The sequence below is a fragment of the Vibrio sp. 10N.286.51.B11 genome, from assembly GCF_041469245.1.
GTDB classification, from domain to species: domain Bacteria; phylum Pseudomonadota; class Gammaproteobacteria; order Enterobacterales; family Vibrionaceae; genus Vibrio; species Vibrio crassostreae_C.
The window spans coordinates 85,269-107,939 of record NZ_JBFRKI010000043.1 but is presented as its reverse complement, the minus strand read 5'-3'; the positions used below and the strand labels follow the sequence as shown (position 1 = coordinate 107,939).

Annotated in this window: 11 protein-coding genes; 5 read left to right on the top strand and 6 right to left on the bottom strand. The window is 42.6% G+C overall.

Going from position 1 to position 22,671, the window contains the following annotated elements; all coding sequences use genetic code 11:
• The coding region (locus tag AB4154_RS20810) for a hypothetical protein (protein WP_372124017.1) at positions 1 to 8,623 on the bottom strand (8,623 nt) is incomplete at its 3' end.
• Between the two features lie 258 nt (positions 8,624 to 8,881).
• On the opposite strand from AB4154_RS20810, the gene AB4154_RS20805 reads away from it, so the two are divergent.
• The 3 genes from AB4154_RS20805 to AB4154_RS20795 all read left to right on the top strand — a co-directional run bounded on the left by AB4154_RS20805 (position 8,882) and on the right by AB4154_RS20795 (position 12,408).
• The gene (locus AB4154_RS20805) at positions 8,882 to 9,853 is read left to right on the top strand and encodes a peptidoglycan DD-metalloendopeptidase family protein (protein ID WP_372124015.1); all 972 of its coding nucleotides are present in this window, start codon (positions 8,882 to 8,884) and stop codon (positions 9,851 to 9,853) included.
• Between the two features lie 311 nt (positions 9,854 to 10,164).
• A complete protein-coding gene (ylqF, locus tag AB4154_RS20800; protein ID WP_009845440.1) occupies positions 10,165 to 11,100 on the top strand; it encodes a ribosome biogenesis GTPase YlqF in 936 nt (311 codons plus the stop codon).
• 282 nt (positions 11,101 to 11,382) lie between these two features.
• Positions 11,383 to 12,408 carry a GGDEF domain-containing protein gene (locus tag AB4154_RS20795; RefSeq protein ID WP_017070587.1) on the top strand — a complete coding sequence of 342 codons (1,026 nt, stop codon included), beginning with the start codon at positions 11,383 to 11,385 and terminating at the stop codon, positions 12,406 to 12,408.
• Between the two features lie 169 nt (positions 12,409 to 12,577).
• Here the strand turns inward: AB4154_RS20795 and AB4154_RS20790 are convergent, their stop codons facing one another.
• On the bottom strand, positions 12,578 to 13,123 hold the full coding sequence (locus AB4154_RS20790; protein ID WP_017062600.1) for an N-acetyltransferase: 546 nt from the start codon (positions 13,121 to 13,123) through the stop codon (positions 12,578 to 12,580).
• A gap of 166 nt (positions 13,124 to 13,289) precedes the next feature.
• On the opposite strand from AB4154_RS20790, the gene AB4154_RS20785 reads away from it, so the two are divergent.
• Together AB4154_RS20785 and AB4154_RS20780 are read left to right on the top strand one after the other, a co-directional pair.
• Positions 13,290 to 14,432 carry a fatty acid desaturase gene (locus tag AB4154_RS20785; RefSeq protein WP_137002044.1) on the top strand — a complete coding sequence of 381 codons (1,143 nt, stop codon included), beginning with the start codon at positions 13,290 to 13,292 and terminating at the stop codon, positions 14,430 to 14,432.
• A 239-nt stretch (positions 14,433 to 14,671) separates the two neighbouring features.
• On the top strand, positions 14,672 to 14,962 hold the full coding sequence (locus AB4154_RS20780; protein ID WP_372124013.1) for a putative quinol monooxygenase: 291 nt from the start codon (positions 14,672 to 14,674) through the stop codon (positions 14,960 to 14,962).
• A 231-nt stretch (positions 14,963 to 15,193) separates the two neighbouring features.
• On the opposite strand, the gene manA is transcribed toward AB4154_RS20780, so the two are convergent.
• The 4 genes from manA to mngA all read right to left on the bottom strand — a co-directional run bounded on the left by manA (position 15,194) and on the right by mngA (position 22,406).
• Positions 15,194 to 16,381 (bottom strand): mannose-6-phosphate isomerase, class I, encoded by a 1,188-nt coding sequence (gene manA, locus AB4154_RS20775; protein ID WP_017070588.1) that lies wholly within the window; start codon positions 16,379 to 16,381, stop codon positions 15,194 to 15,196.
• 2 nt (positions 16,382 to 16,383) lie between these two features.
• Entirely contained in the window at positions 16,384 to 17,550 is a 1,167-nt protein-coding gene (locus tag AB4154_RS20770) for a glycerate kinase (protein ID WP_102320779.1), read from the bottom strand.
• A gap of 45 nt (positions 17,551 to 17,595) precedes the next feature.
• Complete coding sequence (gene mngB / locus AB4154_RS20765) at positions 17,596 to 20,235, bottom strand: mannosylglycerate hydrolase (protein ID WP_372124011.1); 2,640 nt, start codon at positions 20,233 to 20,235, stop codon at positions 17,596 to 17,598.
• A 236-nt stretch (positions 20,236 to 20,471) separates the two neighbouring features.
• The gene (mngA, locus tag AB4154_RS20760; RefSeq protein WP_017070591.1) at positions 20,472 to 22,406 is read right to left on the bottom strand and encodes a PTS 2-O-a-mannosyl-D-glycerate transporter subunit IIABC; all 1,935 of its coding nucleotides are present in this window, start codon (positions 22,404 to 22,406) and stop codon (positions 20,472 to 20,474) included.
• Positions 22,407 to 22,671 lie beyond the last annotated feature (265 nt).

Genomic DNA, 22,671 nt, shown 5'->3' with positions numbered 1-22,671 from the left:
GACCAGAGACGTCTAACGTCGCGTTCCATTTACCCAATGCAGCCACTGTCGTGGTTTGCGTGACTTCTTTATTGTCCGTATCGACCGCTTTGATGGTCAATGTGTCGGTGGTTTCGAAGCGTGTGCTATTACCACTGACTGCAACGCTTGCAGCGCCCGCTTCGTTAACATCACTGATAGCTTCAACGGTTAAGGTTGGGGTCATCGCTAGCGCTTTGCTAGAAGTGAATGCCTCACCGGTATTGCCCGTTGCATCACTAAAGCCTTGCAGCGTTAACGCCACACTCTTCACCGAATCCGCAACCGACGCTACTTCTGCTGTACCCACCCATTGGGTTTGAGTACCCGATTGGGCTGTCCAGTTGATCGCCGCTGTACCCAGCGCCGAACCCGTTGGCGTTGTGACGCCTTTGTCGAATGTAGCGGTAACTGTCACGCTCTCACCCGCCGCTGCGTGCGTCGGGTTAATCGACGTTTGGCTGTCGTCCACCGTTGGCTTAGTTTGCGTCAACGTAAATGTCGTCTCCGCTTCTGCTGCTGGCGCATTCAACTTGTTTGTTCCGTTAACCGTCACTCTAATGGTGCCATCTTTAAGACCAGACACGTCGAGCTTTGAACTCCAATCACCGTCAGCGTTTGGATTTGGATTTGGGTTTACGGTTACTTCGCTCCCTTCCGAGTCCCTTGCCTTAATCGTAAAACTATCACCGATTTCAAAGCGTTTACTGCCGCCACTGACTGTAACGTTAGCAACACCCTCTCCGTTAACATCACTGATAGCTTCAACAGTTAACGTTGGCGTGATTGGCAATTCATATGACGTGTTATCCTCGCCCACATTGCCTACTAGATCTTTATATTGGCTCACCACTAAGCCAACACCGAGATCTGGTACGTTCGGGACTTTCACGGTTCCGGTCCAAACTTTCTTATTTTCAGTATCAGCAATCATAGTAATATTGTTCGCGCCTAATGTAGCCTTGGCCTCTTGCAACTCTTTGTCAAACTTAAGCTCAACTTGAACATCCTTACCGATTTCTTGATAAGTAGGATCAAACGTCACTTTGGTCAGCGTTGGCAGTACACCCTCGACCCCCATAACTAAACTATCCCCTTTTCCGGGGATAGTATTTACGCTTTCGTAACTATTATCACCGACCCGTATGGTTATGTTTTTATCTTGTTTTTCAGGCGCTCTGTAATTGACCGTCCAAGTTATGTTGTCTGTTGTACTCCATGATGCTTGCTTCAGCGCGCCTATATCATTGTCATCATCTGCTTTAATTTCGACATCTGAAAATTCAAACTTATTAACCTCTTCAGTAAAGGTAAATGAAATAGGAATTTCGACTCCACCAGCCAAAGGCATTAACGCTATCGTTGATATTGTTAACTCAGGAATACTTGCAGCTTCAACTTTTGCATTTAGTGACTTCTCGGTCTTGTGTTCAACTAAATCGTCTGCTGTTACCGTTATTAGATAATCGCCAGGAGATAAAAGATAACGTATCAAGTAAGGGTCACCGTCTTTGATAGGTTCTTCAATTAACTGTGGGGTTACCGGGGCATCGGTACCATTGTTTGCAGTAGAATTAACACTGCTTAGATTTTTATCGAAGACGTATGCTCTTACATCCAAATAATATTGCCCTTCCTCCGGAATCATCGAATCCTGAGTACTGGTGATACTTGAAATGACCGGTGCTTGGTAATCAACAATGGATGCGATGCCTTCAGCATCGTAAGTCTTGTTGAGCACATTAAAGTCAGTAATAACTCGCCCGATAGAATCGGTTACGGTTACTTTTTGCATATACTCAGCTTGAGCATCGATATCAAAAGTCATCGTATCTGAAGCTGTTGAAGAGGCTATTTTCCCAGAAAACTTAATCGTGTTACCTGAAACTGGAACCAAATCTATAGCATAGGAAGCAGCCTTTACATCCTCTCCCTCTTCAGAGGTAATGGTGAACGCTTGGCTATCATTAGTAAAAGCAAGCTTACCCCCTTGTAAACTCGTTATTCCATCAAAAGCCAAATCAATAGTTGGTATCCTAATGTCAATATCAATCGTCTTATTTTGAGTCCAACCTACATTGTCAGTTGCTTCGACATTGACTCGTATCGAATTCAACTCTTCTAACTCAGTTTTTGGAAGATCAAAATAAAGGTGTGAATTGTCGCCAATGTCATCTTTATCAAATACATATTTAGGATTAACTATTGTGTACTTAACCTTTGCTATACCGCTACCTTCATCCCACACAGAAAACTGAAATCTAACTAAGCTAGAATCATCCGGAGATTCATTGAGGGATACAGTGTCGTCAACATTTGGTAGGCTATTATCGACCATTACGCTGACTTCATCGCTTATAGACTCTCCCCATACATCAATAATTTGAATTTTAGGCTTGATAAATTGACCATCTAGTTTGTCATCTAATGGCGCGGTAAACGTCGAGCAAGAATAGTCATCCTCACACTTAGTGAAAGGGCCAAAGTTCTCTGGGTTATCATTCAAATTATATGACGCACCATCTAGAGTTGCGACGACATTTTCAAGATCAGAATTTTGTCCAACCTTCACCTTGAATTTCATTTCAAGGGTCTCACCTCGAATAATAGTATCTTCAGCAGGGCTGGTAATAGCGATTTCTAAATCGCCTTGGGCTGGAAGCAATAATTCTAACGCATGATCCGAACCTAAGTTTCCGGCGACATCAGACAAGTTCTTAATCGTGTATAAGTGCTGTAACGCCCCCGGAGAGAGGATATCGGCATACAACTCTCTATACGTACATGTCGTTATACCCAATTTAGAGCTACAACTATTTGGTTCAAAAGACACATTTAATCGATTTCTTACCAATAACGGTTCGTTACCATCACTAATATCCACACCAGAAAGATTGTCTTTGAAGCTCAATGTTAAGCTCAGAACTTTCTTACCTTCGGCGTTCAAACCAACGTCATTGCCAGTAAATTGATATGTGTCTTGTTCAACCGTAGGGGCATCGATATCCATCATATTAAAGCTGAATTTATTGACTGTTTCAGTATCATTCGTTCCTACTGTTTTCGTTATCAAAACCACAGGTGAAACAGACATATTCACATCAGTTGTAATGCTACACTTATAATTTTCTTGAGGATTAGTTATAACACCTGAATAAGCATTGTTCGAACCATCTTCCGGCACACCGTCTGAGGTGTAATTCTCTCTAACCCAACATTCTAATGTTTTTGCTTTTACCTCACCCGCAGGGCCAAATTCAACATTAAGGGTACTTCCCGATATATGACTTTGGAAGTCAGTCGGTTTTACGATTGACAGAGCAACACCTTGACGTTGCACATTGATACTTTCTGACCGTTCGGAAACAGGCCTTTCTTGTTCAGAGCTATAGCGAACGTTATTATATACTTTGAATTCCAACTGATAGGCACCATCTTCCGTTAGATCTGCCTCTGTCAACCTAGCTTCCCAAAGGCCACCTTTCTGAGAAAATGAGATATTGTTGGTTTGTTCCCCATATTTATAAGTACCTTCAACTAGCGGGATCCCGCTCTCATCTTCAGCATCAATACTTATAATTACAGGTTCAACACGAGTAATTTGTATCTGGCCACCAGAAGAAACTGGCGTGCCATCTTCATATGTGAAAGTAGCCGAGTTAATAGTGGGCTTTGAGTTTTGAACTTTAACCACATAATCTATGCTTGTCGTATTTCCTCTAATGTCGGAACCACCTAATCTGATTGTGCGAGTCGCACTATCGCCATCGCTTTCGCCTCCTAAAGGAATCTTCATATCTTCACCAACTAAGGTGCTTGCATCAGAGGGGTTTTCTTTGAAAGTCCAATACTCTAATGTTTCTTTGTTAACACCCTCTGACGATGGTGTTCCCCTGTCATTTAAGTCTTGAGCAGAAAGGTTGAATACATAATTACCAAGATAGAAACTTTCCGGATCAAACCCATTTAACTTTAGTGATGGCCCTTCACGATCTAGCAGAACAGTTCTAATTTCTGTTTTAGATTCAAATCCATATTCGTCTACAGCTTTAAGGTACAGGTTCGCCTTTTTGTCTTCGCTAATTACGATAGCGTCACTTTGTGTTTCTGTAATTACGATATCAAAAGGCTGCGTTGGATCTTTGGGGTCAATTGAACGTATTGCAGCCACTTGATCTTGTTGCCAAAGTTCAACTTTAGATACATCAGAATCGTCAGATACTGACGTAAGCTTCACCGTAAAGTTGGTACCAAGAACATAGCTTTCGCCGGAGTTTGTATCTATTACCCACGGGTCAGCAAGTTCAATTACTGGCCCCACATTGTCGACTAAGAATTCAAATTCACCACTGTGTGTACCTGATGGAAAAGAACTGTCTGTTGCTGTTACGTAAAAGAAGTTTTTCTCATTATATTTAAATGCTTCGGCAACTAGTCTCACCTCTACGTTAGGCTGTATGCCTAATAGATACGGCTCAGTACTCTCTTCAGGTGCGGTTTCATAATGCTGTAAAGTAAAACGCCTTCCAGACTCTGGCTTCATATCGACTTCAACCAAACTCCCTGGACTTAAGCTCCAAGTAATATCAGGAACCCAGGTAGTATTGCCACCTAAGTGGTTAGTAATTTTAGAGCCGTTTACTACCGGACCTTTGGAATCAAGTAACACACTAAATTGAGGGGCATTAGTCGTCTGACGGTTAACTATATTAGACAGTTTGTCTTCAGCATTAACATATACCGTCCAATTACCATCTTCTGGACTAATTATATTACCTTGGCTGCTACACTTGTCTCCAGAGCACAGTTTTACCTTAAAATCATCCTCTGTATTGCTCGAAAAATGCGAGTTAGCGTCATATTCATTGGTAGCACCTGTTGCCGGGTTATAAAAAGTTAACCCTCGCTCGTCCAATTTATCTCCTACAATATCGTCAATTTTGAAAGTGAGTTCTTGGACATAATTAGTATTCAAATAGACATTTTCGTCAATTGGGTCACCATTACCATCTCTCGGGGGGATATAAGTCGCTAAAGGATAATCATTATCCACATATAAGGTTTCTATATGTGGATCCTCCCCATTGTAACCATAGCTATTTCCATGCTCATCCATTGCACTCGTTATAAGCTCAAACTTGGCAATATCTGTGAGATTTGAAGACTCGGTATTAAGGGTAAATAAATACTCCTTTTTATAACTATCACCATCTGACTCTCGAATATTTAGGTCAAGTGGGGTTCCCGTATTCGGTTCAGTTTTCTCATACCACATAGTAACAAAAGATGGCTGGTTGCCTTCTTCCACAACAATGCCAGACGGATCTTCCAAAAGAATCCGCGAATCTAAAACACCAGCAACGTAATGTTTATTTCCAACCCATGTTTCTCGGCCATTTTCGATACTTAACGAAGGTTGAGGCGGTGATTTATCAATACTTTCGCCATCACCGTCTATAATTTGTTCGCCATCTAGGCTTGGGTTCGCCATTGATATTTGGTCGGCATATCTCTGAGCTAAGTTAGCTTCAACACCATACTTTTTAGTCATAATGTTATAGTACGATTGCGCTAAGTCATTACGGTAAGACTTTGAGTTAAACTCATATGAATCTAGAACTATTTTTTTACCCCCACTACCGACACCGTTAGCTTGGCCATCGTATTGCAAGTCATCATAGATAGCTGAAGCAAAATCAACAGAGTTACTTAATAGCATACCGTTTATTTGGGTGATGTCGTAAATTGCTTCGACTAAAAACCTATGAATATAATTATTAGGTAGTTTTTCCGGAATAGCACCTTTCAACATTTCATTCGTTGCATACGAAACGATCGTTGGGTCGAAGCCAAAGAATGAATCGCTTCCACCAGCGAGAGCATATTGTACGTCGTCTAAAATTCGTGCGGCATTCTCAGGAGTCTTATTTCCCGCTTCAACTTGATTCCATTGAGAGTCAAACAGTCCGGTTTGGTATGTTGCAAGTTCAGTAATATAAAAAGTCTTAGAACCATTAAGTTTAAAATAGGCTCCTATATTAGCGCTATTTAAGTTCACTTGTTCTGATTGTGTGCCTGGATCACTCTCCCACTTGTAGTAATGCGGTTGCGTATTACTATCAATACCGATTAATCTAACTCGCATAAAGTCGTAGTTAACTACATCGGTTGTTGTTTCACATCCAGCAACATCTAGTGCTTTATTAGTTCCATTACTTTCTAGGTGTTGAATCGTGGTGCATCTTCCTAGCGACGTGAACTCTCCCTTCGAGTTTAATCCCTCCAATTGAACACTAGCTCCGATAAATGGAGTAACAATCGTCATTGTCGGCAAATCGAAACTACTACGAAAATAGACTTCTTGCTCAGCACTTTCATTTTCAGACTCGTCAATAGTTTGAATCACTAGTTTTTGACTGCTGTTCTCGGATGTAGAATCGAAGTTGTCACCAAGTATTTCTTTTACAAAGGGAACATAATAGATGACCTCATTTACGTGCCCTTCAGTATCAGAGATAGCTTCGTGAGGTATATTGGCGGCAGAGGCTACGGTGTCGGTTACCTTCTGAAGCACGTAGCTATTATCGTTGTTTGCGCTTACTAAATACTTAACAACTAGCTTAAGTTTGTCGGCACTAGATCCTAATCCCATATCCCCGTTGCCATCTGAGACTCTGATACGAACATATGGAATTTTGTTATCTTTGAGGGCGTTGACATTAAAGTCACTAAAATCGACATCTGGAATTGAGCTTAAAATCCCCTTGCTCGCGTAAATGTAATCAATTTTCAAATAATCACGAGTGGACTGAACCGTTTCTGATGTGTAGGTGTCTTGCGTATAAACATCTTCTTTAGTTACTCGCTCCCCATCAACACTAACATTGACATAATTCATTGGAGCATTCTCTGGATAGCTAATCACTTGCGCCGGCGCTTGGTCATCACGAACGACTTCGTGAACTTTCTTACCAATATTCCCATTGCTATCGGTGGCTTTAATTTCAAATGTTGTTATTGATACAAATTCATCGGTTGAATATTTTTTGCTGAATTCACAGTAGGTACCAGAACAAGCAACACTGTCATCTAAACCTCCTTTAAATGAAACAGTTACCGAATCAATTTCTTGTGATTCTTCTTTTACAGTACCTTTAAGCACATACTCTTTTGCACTGTTGTTTATAGAACTAGCCGAAGTTACGTCAATTACCGGCGCATTGTTGTCCCATTCAAAGTTGATATAGTGGCCAACATCTCGCCCTTGAACTAATTCGTTGCCTAACACATCAGTCGTATAAAAAACCAAACGTGCCGCAGTGACATTTGAGAGTTCCGTATCCGAATCAACTTCTACCGCGTCAATGGCTTTTGTGTCTACACTTACTTTAATACTTGTTTCTCTAAGACCAGATTCAAAGCCGTCGAACTCCAAGAAACAAAACTCACTATCCGAAGTTTGTTCATCGTCACACTGACTCTCGAGAGACCAGACACCGTCCAGTTGGTATTCAAGGTACGCTGAAACACCTTGAACACCAATTTCATCATTGAGCTTAATATCCACTTTATCGAGACCTGCCAATACATCACTGTCTGTTCTAGACACTGTAGGCGCTTCGGTATCAATTTCGGTTTCATCGCGAGGAGGGATCACACCGCCAGTACCGCTATTGGTGCCTTGGTCATTAATCTTACGGCTAAACTCAACATAGTCGTCTGCGTCTGTTCCTGAAATATTTAAGTTAGGATCATTGACGACAATTAGAACATGCTGTGCCAAATCGTTAGTGTAAATATCACTAGAGACTTTTTGTTGACCGAAGGTTAAAGGGGTTACCCCTCCCGACACAGTACTTATTTCCAGCCCATCAAGAAGACCATCGGCAATGACATCTCGATATTGGATATCAGCCAAATGCATCGATGTGTAAATATTACTCTGAGTATCACCGTATTTTTGAATTAGGTCGTACGAATAAGAAGAATAAGCGGTTAACAAAGCACCATATTGGTGACCGGATGTAGCAAAACTACTTTGACCACCTTTGGTTATGTCTATCGGTGTAGTTTCATTGACATCGAAACCATACATATCATTAATGCTATTTAATGCTTCTGAGATAGCAGTAGAGCCTGACACTCCCTTGCCTACTTTGTATTGAGTTAAACCTGAAACTATGTTGGTTAAAGGGGTCAACATTAAGCTTTTATCTTGGCCTTCCTTATAGTTAATCATGGCTTCTAAACGGAGAGTTTTACCATTACTAACGGACACTGTGTCGTTAGTCAGTGGATCAGTATAACTGCCCTCTTTTGCGACGATGATAAGTGGCATCGATGAAGACTCGAATTCGACCTTGTAGTCGCCAAAAGCATCAGAAGTCGTGCTAGCTAACTTCCTGCCTAGGTTCCCATCTTTGTATTCAAATACCTCGATTTTCGCACCACTAACAGGAGCGTCAAAAACGTTACCTGAGATGCTCCCGGTATTTCTTGCTGGCGGTGTATTATCACCACCACCTTCCCCACCACCACATGCGCTCAAGATAAGCGACGTAACAATAAGACCTAATATTGATTTCAGCGTGTTTTTAGTGAACATAGTTTTCTGGCAAAGTATATTTTTCCGCGATTATATTATCGTCCAAGATTTTCTCAACGTGACGAAATGACTAGTTGCGAAGTACAATTTCGCTAAATTAAAAGGTGAAAAGTTTGTTTTTTATCACCGTAAAAAAACAGCCTATACTTTTAACTAGTCATTAAGCAGGAATTAAATAAAATAACATGAAAAAAAAACAAATAAATATTATGATCCAATCCTTACTTTTGTCCATTCACTAAAACTTATTGATAATTTATGTATTTGAAGAAAAATCACCATTTGAGTTTTAACGCCTTAACATATGGTTTTTTTATGGTTTTTTTGATCACTGCCGTAGCTATGGCCTTAGGTCATTTCCGCTCAAGTACTCAAAAAAAACAAATTATTAAGATTACAGAACCCCAACACCACCTAACCACAACACCTACACCTACACCTACACCTAGATCCGCAATGGTCTCAGGGGTTGTTAAATACTCTTTTATCAGTTCCATATTGTCTTCAGGTCTAACAAACGATGAATTAAAATCTTTGTTGAATTTATTAGGTGATAATTTTGACATTATAAAATCGGTTAATAATGGTGATAAATTTTCAATAAGGACACAATATGACGGTTCTAATACAGAATATGTTAGTGCTTTTTACTATTTAGGTAGTGACGTAGAGTTTTTTGCCATGAGAGGGGCTGATGATAATATTTACAATGAGAATGGATATAAGTTAAATAATGACTATGTATTCCCTCTTCCTCAGCATTTTCGCGTAAGTTCACCGTTCAATTTAAGCAGAAAACACCCAATAACGAACCGCATTGCCCCCCACTTTGGAACAGATTACGCAACACCAATAGGTACAAAGGTTCATTCATTGTCAGATGGCATCGTTTTGAAGTCCCGGTATAACCGTTTTGCAGGTAACTACTTAACCATAAAACACACTGATGGAAACTATGCGCGCTACCTTCATCTTTCAGAAAGACATGTCTTAGCTGGGGAATACATCACTAAAGGTCAGATAATCGGTCTTACTGGGAATTCAGGCCGAACAACTGGACCTCACTTGCATTTAGAGCTTTCGGTTGCTGGAGTACCAGTTAACTTCGAACAATATATCAACGCAGACAAAAGCTACAACGACCAATTTATATACATTGCTCAAGCTGAACGTAAGCAGCTAATAAAAAGCCTAGCTCAATCTGTACAATCAAACCAACCTCCAACATAGAGTTCCCCTAGTAATATTCGATTTGCCTTTGAGGCAAACCAAGCAAATACTCGCATTATTTATCTCTGAATAGGAGACTCAGATAACGCGTTGTCTCACTAACTCATTTCAAGTTGTTAGCAGTTGAATCAAAGGCTTAGCCGCATAAGTACCGCGTTCTAAATTGTAACTTAATAGTCAATTTCAATTGAACTCCCAAGAATCTTTGCGCAAATGTCTTTTTCTGTAGTTCTTCTAGGCGATATAGCGCTTTACACGCCCTATCGAACCCTTACAATGTGCAGCAAATATATTTATCAAGGTTTATCTCTATGTCTATTCAATGGTTTCCGGGTCACATGCATAAAGCCCGTAAAGAAATCGAAGAAGTTATCCCACAAGTTGATGTGATCATCGAAGTACTGGACGCTCGTATCCCGTTCAGTAGTGAAAACCCAATGATCTCTTCACTGCGCGGCGATAAGCCTTGTGTAAAAGTGTTAAACAAGCGCGATCTTGCAGACCCTGAGCTAACTGAGCGTTGGATTGAGCACTTCGAAAAAGAGCAAGGTGTTAAGGCTATTGCGATTACCACCAGCGCTAAAGAAGAAGTTAACCACGTTATGGAGCTAGTGCGTAAACTGGCACCGCACCGTGAACAGATGGGCAAGAATATTCGTACAATGATCATGGGCATCCCGAACGTGGGTAAATCGACCATTATCAATTGCTTGGCTGGACGTACGATCGCGGTTACTGGTAACCAACCTGCGGTAACTCGTCGTCAACAACGTATCAACCTGCAGAATGGCGTGATCCTTTCAGACACTCCAGGAATCCTTTGGCCTAAAGTAGAAAACCCACACAGTGGCTTCCGCTTGGCTGCAACAGGTGCTGTAAAAGATACAGCAATGGAATACGATGAAGTGGCATTCTACACAGTAGAATACCTAGCAAAGCAGTACCCTAACCTTTTGCAAGAGCGTTACCAAATTGAAGAGCTGCCAGAGTCTGACATCGAATTGATGGAAGCAATTGGTCGTAAGCGTGGTGCACTTCGTGCCGGTGGTCATATCGACATTCACAAATGTTCAGAAATCCTGCTTCACGAATTGCGTAATGGCACTTTAGGTAAGGTAACGCTTGAGTTGCCAGAAATGATCACACAAGAGCTGATCGAAGTTGAAGAAGCGGCTGCGCTGAAAGCGGAACAACAGATTAAGAAAAAAGAAGAGCGTCGTAAGCGTTACCTGAAGAACAAGCGTTAATCGCGATTAGTTTTTATAATCTGCTTTAATTTCTGTTTACCACTCTTACACCAGCCTCTAGATATTCACGCTCTATCGATAATAGAGCGTGAATATTGCCCGCTACCGTTTGTTGATCTAGCTAACATACTGACAAATCTATAGAAATGGTCGTTTACAATCCCAAAGACTGTGACATACTACGCAAATTATTGTGTATCAATCTCGGCTAATTTCTCAATGCGCTCTTATTCTGGGTTCAAGAATCAAAGATTTAAAACCTATTTCGATAATGAAATTTATTTGCCGTACATAAATTTCATCTACATCCCTATCTCAATATTCTGTGCTTTTATCGTCACCGACTACATCCACTTTGGTAGCGAGTGCATTACGCCTATCATTTTCCGAGTCATACTTTTTTTATTGATGATGGCCGCCGCCAGATACTGTATTACAAACAAACCCAACGTTTTGGAACTCGTAGAAAGTGCCTTCCTTGTAATTAGCTCACTTTTCTTGGTCTATGTCGGTCGACTAGCCATCGAGCTGAACAACTTCGATTACCAAGGTGGCATCATTTTAGTGATGATCTACATTGGTACGTTTTCAAGATTGTCAGCCAGATACAGTATATCTACGCTGTCGTTTATCTTTTTGGCTTATCTCATCGGCCTTGCGCCACTGCTTTATGAAGCGGAGCCAGAGCATGAAATAGAAACAATTTCCGTTTATATCTCGGCTTACATCCTAATCTCAGCGGCCTGTGTTAGACGTGACCTGGAAGTACACAAACGTTTCGCTCAATCCGAGCAACTCCGCAAACAAGCGATTCAGCTTCGCAAGCAATCTAATATGTTCGAGGCCCTTTCCTATCAAGACGCACTAACGGGCTGCTACAACCGCCTTTATCTTCATCAGGTGATAGAACCGAGCATAGACCGTCAGCGATCCATTACATCGCTCATGATAGATATTGATCATTTCAAATCGATTAACGACACCTACGGCCATCAAATGGGTGACATGGTGATTAAAGAACTGGCCGATGAGATTCAAAAACGACTACCGACTAGCAGTAACTGCTTTCGATACGGCGGTGAAGAGTTTTTGGTGCTGGTCCAAGGAGAAACCGAGGCTTCAATTGAATCGCTGGTTAATGCCCTTTTAGAATCCCCTACTCGCCTTAGATTAGAAGTAACAATTTCAATCGGTGTGAAACATGCCCCTCAAGCCCTTGGTTCTGTCGAGCAGCTTATCGACGACGCTGACCAAGCACTCTACATTTCGAAAAAAGGCGGTAGGAATAAGATCACATGGTGTGATTAATCGCCCAATATTTCACGCATCTTTGCGAATCATTAAAACGACCACTAATTCAATCAAAAAAGCCCCGAGCAACTTAATACTCGGGGCTTTTGTCTTTGTTCTTCTGCTTTAAAATAGCTTCGTTAAGAACCTGCTACTCAGCAAAAAAACAGTATTCAACAAGAATCGACTAAGAATACACAACGCTCGCTGTTTTCTGTTCAAGTTCAACGGGAGAGCTCCAAGAAATCACTTTTTCATTCACTTGGCTGCCACATGGTGCGTTCCAAACTTGCTCTAGTTCTTCTTTGCCACCAATCGCCTGATAAAAAGCAATCGCTTGGTGGTTCTCAGACATCACCTCTAGGTAAAGCCCTGAGTCCGAATAGTATTGCTGCAACCACTTCGACAATTCAGACAACAGACGCTTGCCTACACCTCGTCCACGATAATTATTATCTACATGTAACGCATCGATGAACGTACCACGCTCAAAGTTGTGATTACCGAACGCGCAGACAAAACCAACCAGTAAACCGCCTTCCTCAAGCAATAAAACATGTTGGTTGAAAGGAGGATTAATCAAACGAGTCTGCCAAATAACAGATCTGTCCTCCAAAACATCATGTTCTAGGTAATCATCAGCAAGAATGCCACGGTAATATAGCTTCCAGCTATCCGCGTGTAATTGGGCAATCCGCTCATAATCTTTATATTCAGCTACCTTAATTTCCATTTATTAGCCCTTAGTACTTCCATTTATGACTTGCTACTACATTTCACACTACCTTTATACAATATTTAAGCAAAACATACTAATACACGTTTACACTTTCAATATTGACTTACACGTGTACGCTGATATTCTAGCGCACAGATGTAAGCCCAATGGAAATTTGCTAATGAATAGTGCCGACAAACAATCTACAAAAAAGCCGCCATTAATCTGGCTCAATATTTTTGTGTTCTCTTTTAGTATGCTGCTTGCTGTTGTAGCGGCTCCCGTTTATGGCTACTTTTTTGGCTATGGCATGGAGCACTGGATATGGCTAGCAATCTGCTTTACGTTCTGTAACCTTTCAATCACGACAGGTTATCACCGCTTATGGTCACATAAAGCGTTTGAAGCGCATTCAAGCCTAAGATTCCTGTTTGCATTAGGTGGTGCATTTGCCCTGCAGAACAGCGCGCTACACTGGTCTTCTGATCACCGTGTTCACCACAAGCATGTCGATAACAACGACAAAGACCCATACTCTGCAAAACGTGGATTTTGGTACTCACACATTGGCTGGATGGTTCGTAATTACAGCACCTCAATGTACGAAAACTACGAAAACTGCCGTGACCTTAAAAAAGATAAGATTGTTATGTGGCAGCACAAGCACTATGTTCTGTTAGCATTACTAATGAATTTCGGTGTTCCTATCGCTTTAGGCGTGATTTACGGTGACGTGATTGGCATGTTGTTAATCGTAGGTGCAGTTCGTTTGGTACTTAACCACCACACAACATTCTTTATTAACTCTCTTGCTCACATCTGGGGTAGCCAACCTTTTACTGACAAAAACACAGCGCGTGATAACGGTGTGTTAGCAGTACTCACTTTCGGCGAAGGCTACCACAACTTCCACCACATCTTTGAGAACGACTACCGTAACGGCATCTACTGGTGGCAATACGATCCAACAAAATGGTTGATTAAGAGTGCTTCGTTGATGGGACTGGCAAGTAAGCTTAAGAAAACCCCTCAAGCTCGTATTGAGAAAGCTGAAGCGTCAATGTTACTTAAACGCACTCAGCAAAAAATCATGCATCGTGCCGACAAGCAACAAATCGCAGAGAAGCTTCAACAAGAGTTTGATGCTCTAGTATCAAACATGAACGAATATTACGAAGTTAAAAAACAGCTACTTGAAAGCAAGCGCGAAGACGTTGTGAAGAAGTACGAACACTCTGTTCTTAAGGTTCGTTATCAGCAAATCAAAATGAATTTCGAACAACAGAAGAAAAATTGGGCAATGACGGTTGAGCAATACGCTTAAGGTAAGACAGTACGCTTAACACCCCAGTAACAACACAGTTTGATTCTTATTCAAAAGCCCTCATATTGCTATGAGGGCTTTTTTTAATAAGCATAACCTACTCGGCTCTGGCCCTATGCTCTCGAGTTTGAATTGTGGATGGTAAGAACCATAGTTATTGGATTTCAGAACTCTTTCTTCATTCTGAATTTATACTTATATTACTTAAACTTACCGAGTTTAAAGCGAAGGAATTGAAAATGAGCAAACTGACTATTATTGCAACGATCGTCTCTAAAGAAGACAAAACTGAGCTTGTAAAAGCTGAGATGATTAAATTGATCGATAAAACCCGTGTTGAAGACGGCTGTATTAACTACGATCTGCACCAAGATAACAGTAACCCTGCTCACTTCGTTTTTCATGAGAACTGGGAGTCTGAAGTTCATCTAGATAAACACTTAGCGAGCCAACACATCGCTGACTACATGGCTGCGACTGAAGGTTGTATTGAAACCTTTGTGCTTAATAAAATGACGCACATTGCCTAACCAGTCACTCAGTACTAATTCAATAAAAAGCCCTGCTCTGATCGCAGGGTTTGTCTTTTCTACAAGCTTATATCTGCTCATTCTAATAATGAAAAAACCCGCCAGAGTAGCGGGTATGGTCAATAATCATGACTGTCAAAGACAGATAGGTAACAACCATCAATCCAATATTGAGTACCACTTTACAGTGGCACTCTGACATTTCTTTTGCTGATCGCTAGCACGGGGGCACTAGTTAAAAGCACGAGCCAAAATGCCATTCCCTTGATATTGGTAAACACTTGAATTACTACTTACAAAGACCGATTCTCCGGGCTTAAGAGAAACTGACCGCCCTTCTGAAGTGACGGTCGCCTCTCCTTCCACACAGAACAAGATCTCCGCGCTACGTAGATACTGTGACTTGCTCTCATCAGTCGCAGACAAGATATCAAAGCCAAAGTCATCCACTGGAATCGGATAACTCATCTTGCCCTCTTTCAATACAGGCTTAAGGCGGATATCTTCTGGCTTAATCGGCTCAAAGATTGTGTTGTCGATAAGCTCAGGGACATCGATATATTTGGGAGTGAGACCGGCACGCAGCACATTGTCTGAGTTTGCCATAATCTCTAAACCCGTACCTTGAACATAAGCATGTGGGGTTTCTGCGAACAGGAACATCGCTTCACCGGGCGCCAGCTCAACCGTGTTAAGCATTAATGGCGCAAATAAGCCAATATCACCTGGATAATGCTGTTTGAATTCGATGCTGTATTGAAGAGCTTCACGCCCCATGACCGTTTTGGCTGGTCGCGCATGTGCAGCATAAAGCTCATTAAGCGCAGACGCTTTGCGGTCACCTTCAAGAGACATAATGGCGCTAAAGAACGACTTCAAAGAATCACTGTCGGCATTGGCTTTTAGTACATTAAGCTCAATCGCTAACGAAGGAATATCCGCTTCTTCGAACAAGGCAATAATGTCGTCGATTGGACGAAAGCCATTCATCGCTTTGTAGAAGGTCAACGCATAAACCAACTCAGGTTTATGGTTTGGATCTTTGTAGTTGCGATTAGACGCATTCAAAGGGATACCAAGTGCATTCTCACGCTCAAAACCTAATTCTGATTTTCGCTTGTTCGGGTGAACCTGAATCGATAACGGTGTTTCAGCGGCCAACACCTTAAACAAGAAAGGCAATTCACCGAAACGAGCCGCCGTGTATCCGCCTAAGACATCGATTTTGTTTTCATCAATCATGTGAGAAAGCGATTCACCGGTATCGCCTACCTTTGAACAACCATTTGGATGAGCACCCATCCAAATTTCTGCTTGAGGTTCCTGGTTTGGGTTCACAATACCAAACAATTGGTTAATGGAGTCTTTGCTTCCCCATGCGTAGTTTTGAATAACGTTGTCGAGTTTAAATAGAGACATAATTACTTCTCATTAAAAATCTGGCTACCAAGCTTGAGCGTGGCGGCGATATTACGGGCAGTGCGAGTCAGGTTTTGATTCGCTTCTGATAAAACTTGGTCTAAAGACTGAGGTGAACGTACGGTTCCAAATAAGCTAGACATTGAGCCGTAAAGTTTTTCAACGTCTTGCCCCAAAGAGCCCGCAATTCCAATGGTTGGAATACTCAACTTTTGAGCTCGCTGAGCGATGCCGAAAGGTGTTTTACCTTGCAGGGTTTGGTTGTCCATCTGCCCCTCTCCGGTCACGACCAGTGAAGCACCTTCAAGAACCTTATCTGCATCCAAGGCATCTAATACCATCTCAATACCCGCTTTAATTTGGATATTGAATGCAAGACTTAACCCCAGAGGTGTACCACCAGCAGCACCAAATCCAGCTGTGTCGCGATGATTAGTACCCGTATGTGCTTGAGCGATATCGGCAAAGTGCCCGATCGCAGTATCAAGTTGTTCAACTTGAGCTTTTGATGCGCCTTTTTGCGGACCAAACACAGTACTGGCTCCGCTTTCGCCACATAATGGATTATTCACATCACACGCGACCACGAACGTCACTTCTTTGCATCTAGGGTGCAGTCCTTCAAGATCGATGCTTGCTAACCGGCTTAATTCGGCGCCGCCACCAGATAGCTCGTTGCCTTGCTTGTCTAATAACTTGCCTCCCAACGCTTGTAAGATGCCAGCACCTGCATCATTGGTTGCGCTGCCGCCCAAACCAATAATGATTTGTTCAACACCTTGATCTAGTGCATCTTTGATCAATAGCCCAGTACCAAACGAAGATGCGGTTAACGGTGCTCTTTCTTCTACGGTTAATAGGTCTAAACCCGATGCTTGAGCAAATTCCACCAAGGCAGTTTTTACGTTGGCGCCATCAACAGTCTGTTCCAACGAAGCCCAATAAGCCGTACATTCACGCCCGATTGGATCCGTCGTGTGCAGCCGTTGCTTCTTACCATTGAGCGCCTCTAGCAACACGTCTACCGTGCCTTCTCCGCCATCGGCGAGTGGCATTTTCACAAACTCTGCGTAAGGGAAAACATCGGCAAATCCACGCTCAATGCAAGACGCAACTTGATGAGCGTCGAGTGATTCTTTAAATGAATCAGGGGCAATTACAATTTTCATTGTCGTTCACCATTCCCGCCCACCAAGGTGAGCGGGTTATCGAAATTAGAATTTGATTTGGAATGTTTTTGCTTGGCAAGGTGCTATCTGGCCGAACTCTTCAGATGCTACATCACCTTCGCGTACGCGCTCGTCCATGCTTGTCTCTTTCCAGCTTGAAACCGCTTGAGTAAAAGAGATTGAATCCGATACTGAACCCGATTCTGCCGGGTTGTAGACACGCATGATCAGTGCATCTTCGTCTTCCGCTTTCTTCAGCACACTCAACACCGCGCCTGATTGTTGCTTAGACAGAAGGCTAAAACTCATAGGTAGGTTCTGCTCACCCACGTTGAGCTTCATCGCGTTGTAAGGGATCTTGTTGTAGCATTCGATTTGAGTGACATTGTCACGTGCTTGCGCCATGATGTTCGCGTCAATATGGTTACCAGAGAAACCGCACAACGTGAATTCACACACTAACTTACCGCGCACTTGCGAATCTGGTGTCGGAATCTTGATGCCTGATGGACGGCCTGGGCGAAGCAATAGCTCTTCTTTACCCAACACGCCGATACCACGGAACAGTGTCAGTGCGAAGGTATCTCGGTTTTCGTCACCTTGAGATGCAATCACCTCAAATTCACGTAGACCATTCGACATAATCGCCATGCCCGCTTTGCCGTTTTCTAATGCAGCGAAGTTCATCAGTTGGTAAACCGGAACCGGTGCTTCTTTCCACTTCTCTTCTTCCCAAACCGCCATAGCAGGGTCATTGGTTGGTCGAGTAATACAACCGAACTGGTTGTCTGCAACCACAGTTTCAGAAACGAATGGCGTTGGTACTAAGACACGTACACGGTGGTCGTCGGCTTGGTTGTCTAGTTCCATACGTACTTCAATGCGGCGAGAACCTTGCTTCAATACCACTTGGCATTGCGCTTCAACGAATCCGTTTTGACCCGTGCGTTCTTCACGCTCTGCAAGGTTTGCAGGTACGTTCATTCGGAAAGCGATGTTCGCTACCGATTGGAAGCCTTGGTGGTCAATCGATGTTTCGACTGGGAACTCGTCTGAATACAGTAACCATTCTTGACGAGATGGAGAGTAATCGTACTCATCACCGTCATCAGAACCGTCTTCCAAACGAAGTACTTGGTCGAATACTTGCTCTGTCTCTTTATCGAAAATAGTCAGAGTACCGTTGTCGTTTACATTGATTCGGTAGTACTCGTTCTCTAGTAAGTAGTCTTTTTGTTCTGCAACTTTTACTGCACCCTTCTCGTTACCTTGGATGTGTAACGTGGTGAAGCCCATCGCTGGCACAGCGCGTTTGATTTGAATATCAAACTCCATGAACGGGTCGTAGTTACCGTAATGAACGATTTGACGGTCTACTTTACCTGGGTCAATTTGGCGCTTGTCTTGGATGAAGTACTCAACTGGGTTTTCGTTTTCATCAAAGATAGAGAACTCTTGAGCACGGATAGTGATCGTCGTGTTAACCACTTCTTCACGCTCGTATGGTGAAAGGTTGAACATCGCCAGTTTGTCGCAACCTTCGCGATCCGGCATATGGTCAACAATCTTACGCTTGTAGAAATGAATCAGGTTGGTTGCCATGTCGTCCGCGAGGATGTAGCGGTTTAGGATTTCAGCGTGAACCTTGTCTGAACAGCAGCAACCAATCGAGTCATGAGCGTGGTTCTTCATGCTCTCTTTCCACATTTTCTCAATCAAACCGTGGTGATATTCAAAGCCTAATGTCCAAGCGATAGACGCTAGCGGTTCTAAGATATTTACAATCTTGTTTTCGATTTCTGCGTGGATCAGTTTGATATCCATACGCGTAGAAGAGATCGTACGGTGAACACGCATGTATTTACCGTCGTTGAACTCGCCTTTAATTGTGTCGAGTTGGTCGCGCGCCGCTTCTACTTTCTCGAACACTTCTTCGTAACGGCTCATTGAGAATTCACGATCTGGGTAGATTTCGCGAAGCTTGTCCATTACTTCAAAGATGTCTTTTTGAATCGGCATTTGGTCGTGGCCGTTCGGTAGCAAGATATCTTTAGTCACCGATGGCTTTTCTAGCACTGGGAAGTACTTATCTAAACGAGCACGCAAGCCTTCTTCGTCTTGTGGAAGGTATTTACCAATCGCGTAACCTAGCGGAAGCACTTGTGCCGTCACTTCACTGCCGTCATTAGACTGCCATAAGAATTCTGTTTTGTTGGTGCCATGACGCTCTGAACAACCACGCCAGAACATTGCACGCGTGATGTCGAAACCGTTGTAGATCATCGGCAGCTGCGAGCTCATGCTGAATGAATCTGGTAGGTAACCAATCTTCATTGCATCGCCAAACTTCATGCAGTCACGAATGCCATACATCATGTTACGTACAATTGACTCACCAGAAACTTGCATTGTGTCGGTTTGAGAATACCAAGGGCCAATAATAAGCTTGCCCGCTTCAACCAATGCTTTTACGCGTTCTGTGTTTTCTGGTTTTATTGCAAAGTAATCTTCTAGAACGGCGGTTTGACCATCTAGAACGTAGTATTTGTATTCTGGATCGCTTTCCAGACGGTTCATGATTTCTTCCATGTTGTTCACAAGAAGAATACGAGACTCTTCTGTTGTGAAATACCATTCACGATCCCAGTGCATGTGAGGAGTAATGTGTACGCGTGATGTAGTCATAATCATTTACCTAAATGTGTCGCTTCGAGTAAAACTAAAGTTCGAACCCAAATACGACTAAATTAAATTTTTTCAAGGGGTTAAAATTGGCTGCCACTAAATTTAGGGTGCAGAAAACCACGCCCAGAATCTGTGTGAATAAAACCGTTAGGAGCACAGGTATTTAGGACAGCCAGTTGTTTGTTATTTTTTATATATTGATTTCGCAGTGAGTTAGGAGCTAACTCAAAATTCAGTTAGTTCTGTGTTGCAGTACTTGCTTCAAACTTACCCTTTTTTACAGCGTGACCACGCCACATCAGAAGAGTAATGGTTGAAATCACTGTGCCGACAATCGCAGCACCGAACCAGATTGCAGCAGCAGAGAATGCGCCCAAACCAGAATCGTGTAACAAGAAGATAGAGAAGATACCTGCGCCCGGAGTGGATAGACCAATACCTGCCGCACCCACCATTGCACCTGTTACTACAGAGCCTAGTAAGAATGAGCCGATTACACGGATTGGATCTTCAATCGCCATTGGGATTGCACCTTCAGTAATACCCGCAAGACCAAGTAGCCATGTAGATTTACCGGTTTCAATCTCAAAGTCTTTGAATAAGCGTGGAGCAATCATGGTAGAAGCCGTTACCGTGAACGCCGATACCATTTTTACTGAGCCAAAGATTGCGTAAGGACCATAAACACCGTTTGCCATTGCACCTAAACAGAATGCGTAAGCAGCTTTGTTTACCGGACCACCTAGGTCGAATGATACAAACAGACCTAAAATTGCACCCAATAACAACGCATTGGTGCCTGACATACCGTTCAACCAGTCCGTTAAACCTTGGTTTAAGAACGCAACAGGTTTACCGATAACAAACAGCATCAAGCTACCCGCTACCAAAGTACCAATCACCGGGTAAAGGTAGAAAGTAAGGAAGCCGTTAAATGCAGGGCCTAAGCGAACATGCTCTTTCACCCAGCGCATCACGTAACCCGCAATCAAACCACCAACAACACCGCCTAGGAAACCTGAACCAATGATGTTTGCAGCAATACCCGCAGCAAAACCAGGACCAAGTGCCGGTTTGTCGGCTAATGAGTAAGCAGTGTAAGCTGCCAGTACTGGCACCATTAATGTACCTAATAGGCCGCCACCTAATTTACGATACATCCACAGCCAAGAATCTTTTGTTGCGTAAAGCTCTTGCAGGTCAAAAATTTGCGCGATAAGAACAGCAACCGCAAGAACAGTACCACCAGCAACGATAAGAGGAACTGCGTAAGAAATACCAGAAAGCAGCGCTTGTTTAAGCTCAGTTTTCAGTGGCAGTTTTTTCGGTTTGTCATCAGTAGCCACTGTGCGTTCTGCACCGTTACCTTTTTTCGACTCTTCAATCGCTTCATTTAGAATGCGTTCACCGTGTTTAATCGGTTCTGCAACTGGCGTTTCAACACGAGGGATTCCGTTAAAACGATCCACTTCTTTAATCGCGACTTCAGCAGCAAAAACACACGCCACAGCATTGTTTAATTGCTCAGCCGTCAAACGATCTTCAATGCCATTTGCGCCCTGCTTTTCAACATGAACCTTGTAGCCAAGCTTTTTGCCCGCTTTTTCAAGGTATTCTGCAGCCATATAGGTGTGAGCAATGCCTGCAGGGCAAGCAGTAACACATACAATTGTCGGCGCATTTGTATCTAAGTTGTCTTGTTTTTCTTCTTGCTGATTATCGCCATCAAGAAGCGCGAAGATTTCATCAGCGGTTGTTGCTTTTAATACTGCTTCACGAACATCGTCATCAACCAATGTGGTTGTCAGTTCGGTCAGCAGGTGCATGTGGGTAGAACCCGCTTCTGCATTTGGAATGGCAATTAGGAAGATAAGATTCACATCTTCGTCTTCATCTAGGCCTTTCCATTTCATGTCTTCTTTCAATGTTGCAACAGCGAAACCAGCTTCTTTAACCGCGTCAGTCTTGCCGTGCGGTACTGCTAGGCCTTCGCCAAGCGCTGTCGGGCCTTGCTCTTCACGAGCAAATACTGCATCAAGATACTCTTGTTTGTTGTGCAGTTTGCCTTGCTGATTCAGTTGGTCAGCAAGTGCGTAAATCGCTTCTTCTCGACTGCTAAACGTAGTTTGCAGATTTACGAGCGACTTATTCGTTAGAGTAGTAAGTTTCATAACCTTTGTCCCATAGTCACAGATTAGTACGACAGTCGTCCCTGTCGACGAGATGAATAATACAACCTCAAGACATTTAATCCGTGATCACGATCTCACCAATACATATTTGTATTTAATTTGTATTTAAAACTGTATTGGTAAATCCTTTAAGAAAGCTTGTTATGTATCGTTTAATTTGTATTATATGTACTACAAAACGCCGATACGATGCTCACACTAACCTTTAAAGCAAAGCTTATATAGAGCAAATTTACGTATTTAA

What these genes read in the sequence shown, in the direction of transcription:
- AB4154_RS20805 (WP_372124015.1), top strand. Translation starts at nt 8,882, where the DNA reads ATGTATTTGAAGAAAAATCACCATTTGAGTTTTAACGCCTTAACATAT.
- ylqF (WP_009845440.1), top strand. Translation starts at nt 10,165, where the DNA reads ATGTCTATTCAATGGTTTCCGGGTCACATGCATAAAGCCCGTAAAGAA.
- AB4154_RS20790 (WP_017062600.1), bottom strand. Translation starts at nt 13,123, where the DNA reads ATGGAAATTAAGGTAGCTGAATATAAAGATTATGAGCGGATTGCCCAA.
- AB4154_RS20785 (WP_137002044.1), top strand. Translation starts at nt 13,290, where the DNA reads ATGAATAGTGCCGACAAACAATCTACAAAAAAGCCGCCATTAATCTGG.
- AB4154_RS20780 (WP_372124013.1), top strand. Translation starts at nt 14,672, where the DNA reads ATGAGCAAACTGACTATTATTGCAACGATCGTCTCTAAAGAAGACAAA.
- manA (WP_017070588.1), bottom strand. Translation starts at nt 16,381, where the DNA reads ATGTCTCTATTTAAACTCGACAACGTTATTCAAAACTACGCATGGGGA.
- AB4154_RS20770 (WP_102320779.1), bottom strand. Translation starts at nt 17,550, where the DNA reads ATGAAAATTGTAATTGCCCCTGATTCATTTAAAGAATCACTCGACGCT.
- mngB (WP_372124011.1), bottom strand. Translation starts at nt 20,235, where the DNA reads ATGACTACATCACGCGTACACATTACTCCTCACATGCACTGGGATCGT.
- mngA (WP_017070591.1), bottom strand. Translation starts at nt 22,406, where the DNA reads ATGAAACTTACTACTCTAACGAATAAGTCGCTCGTAAATCTGCAAACT.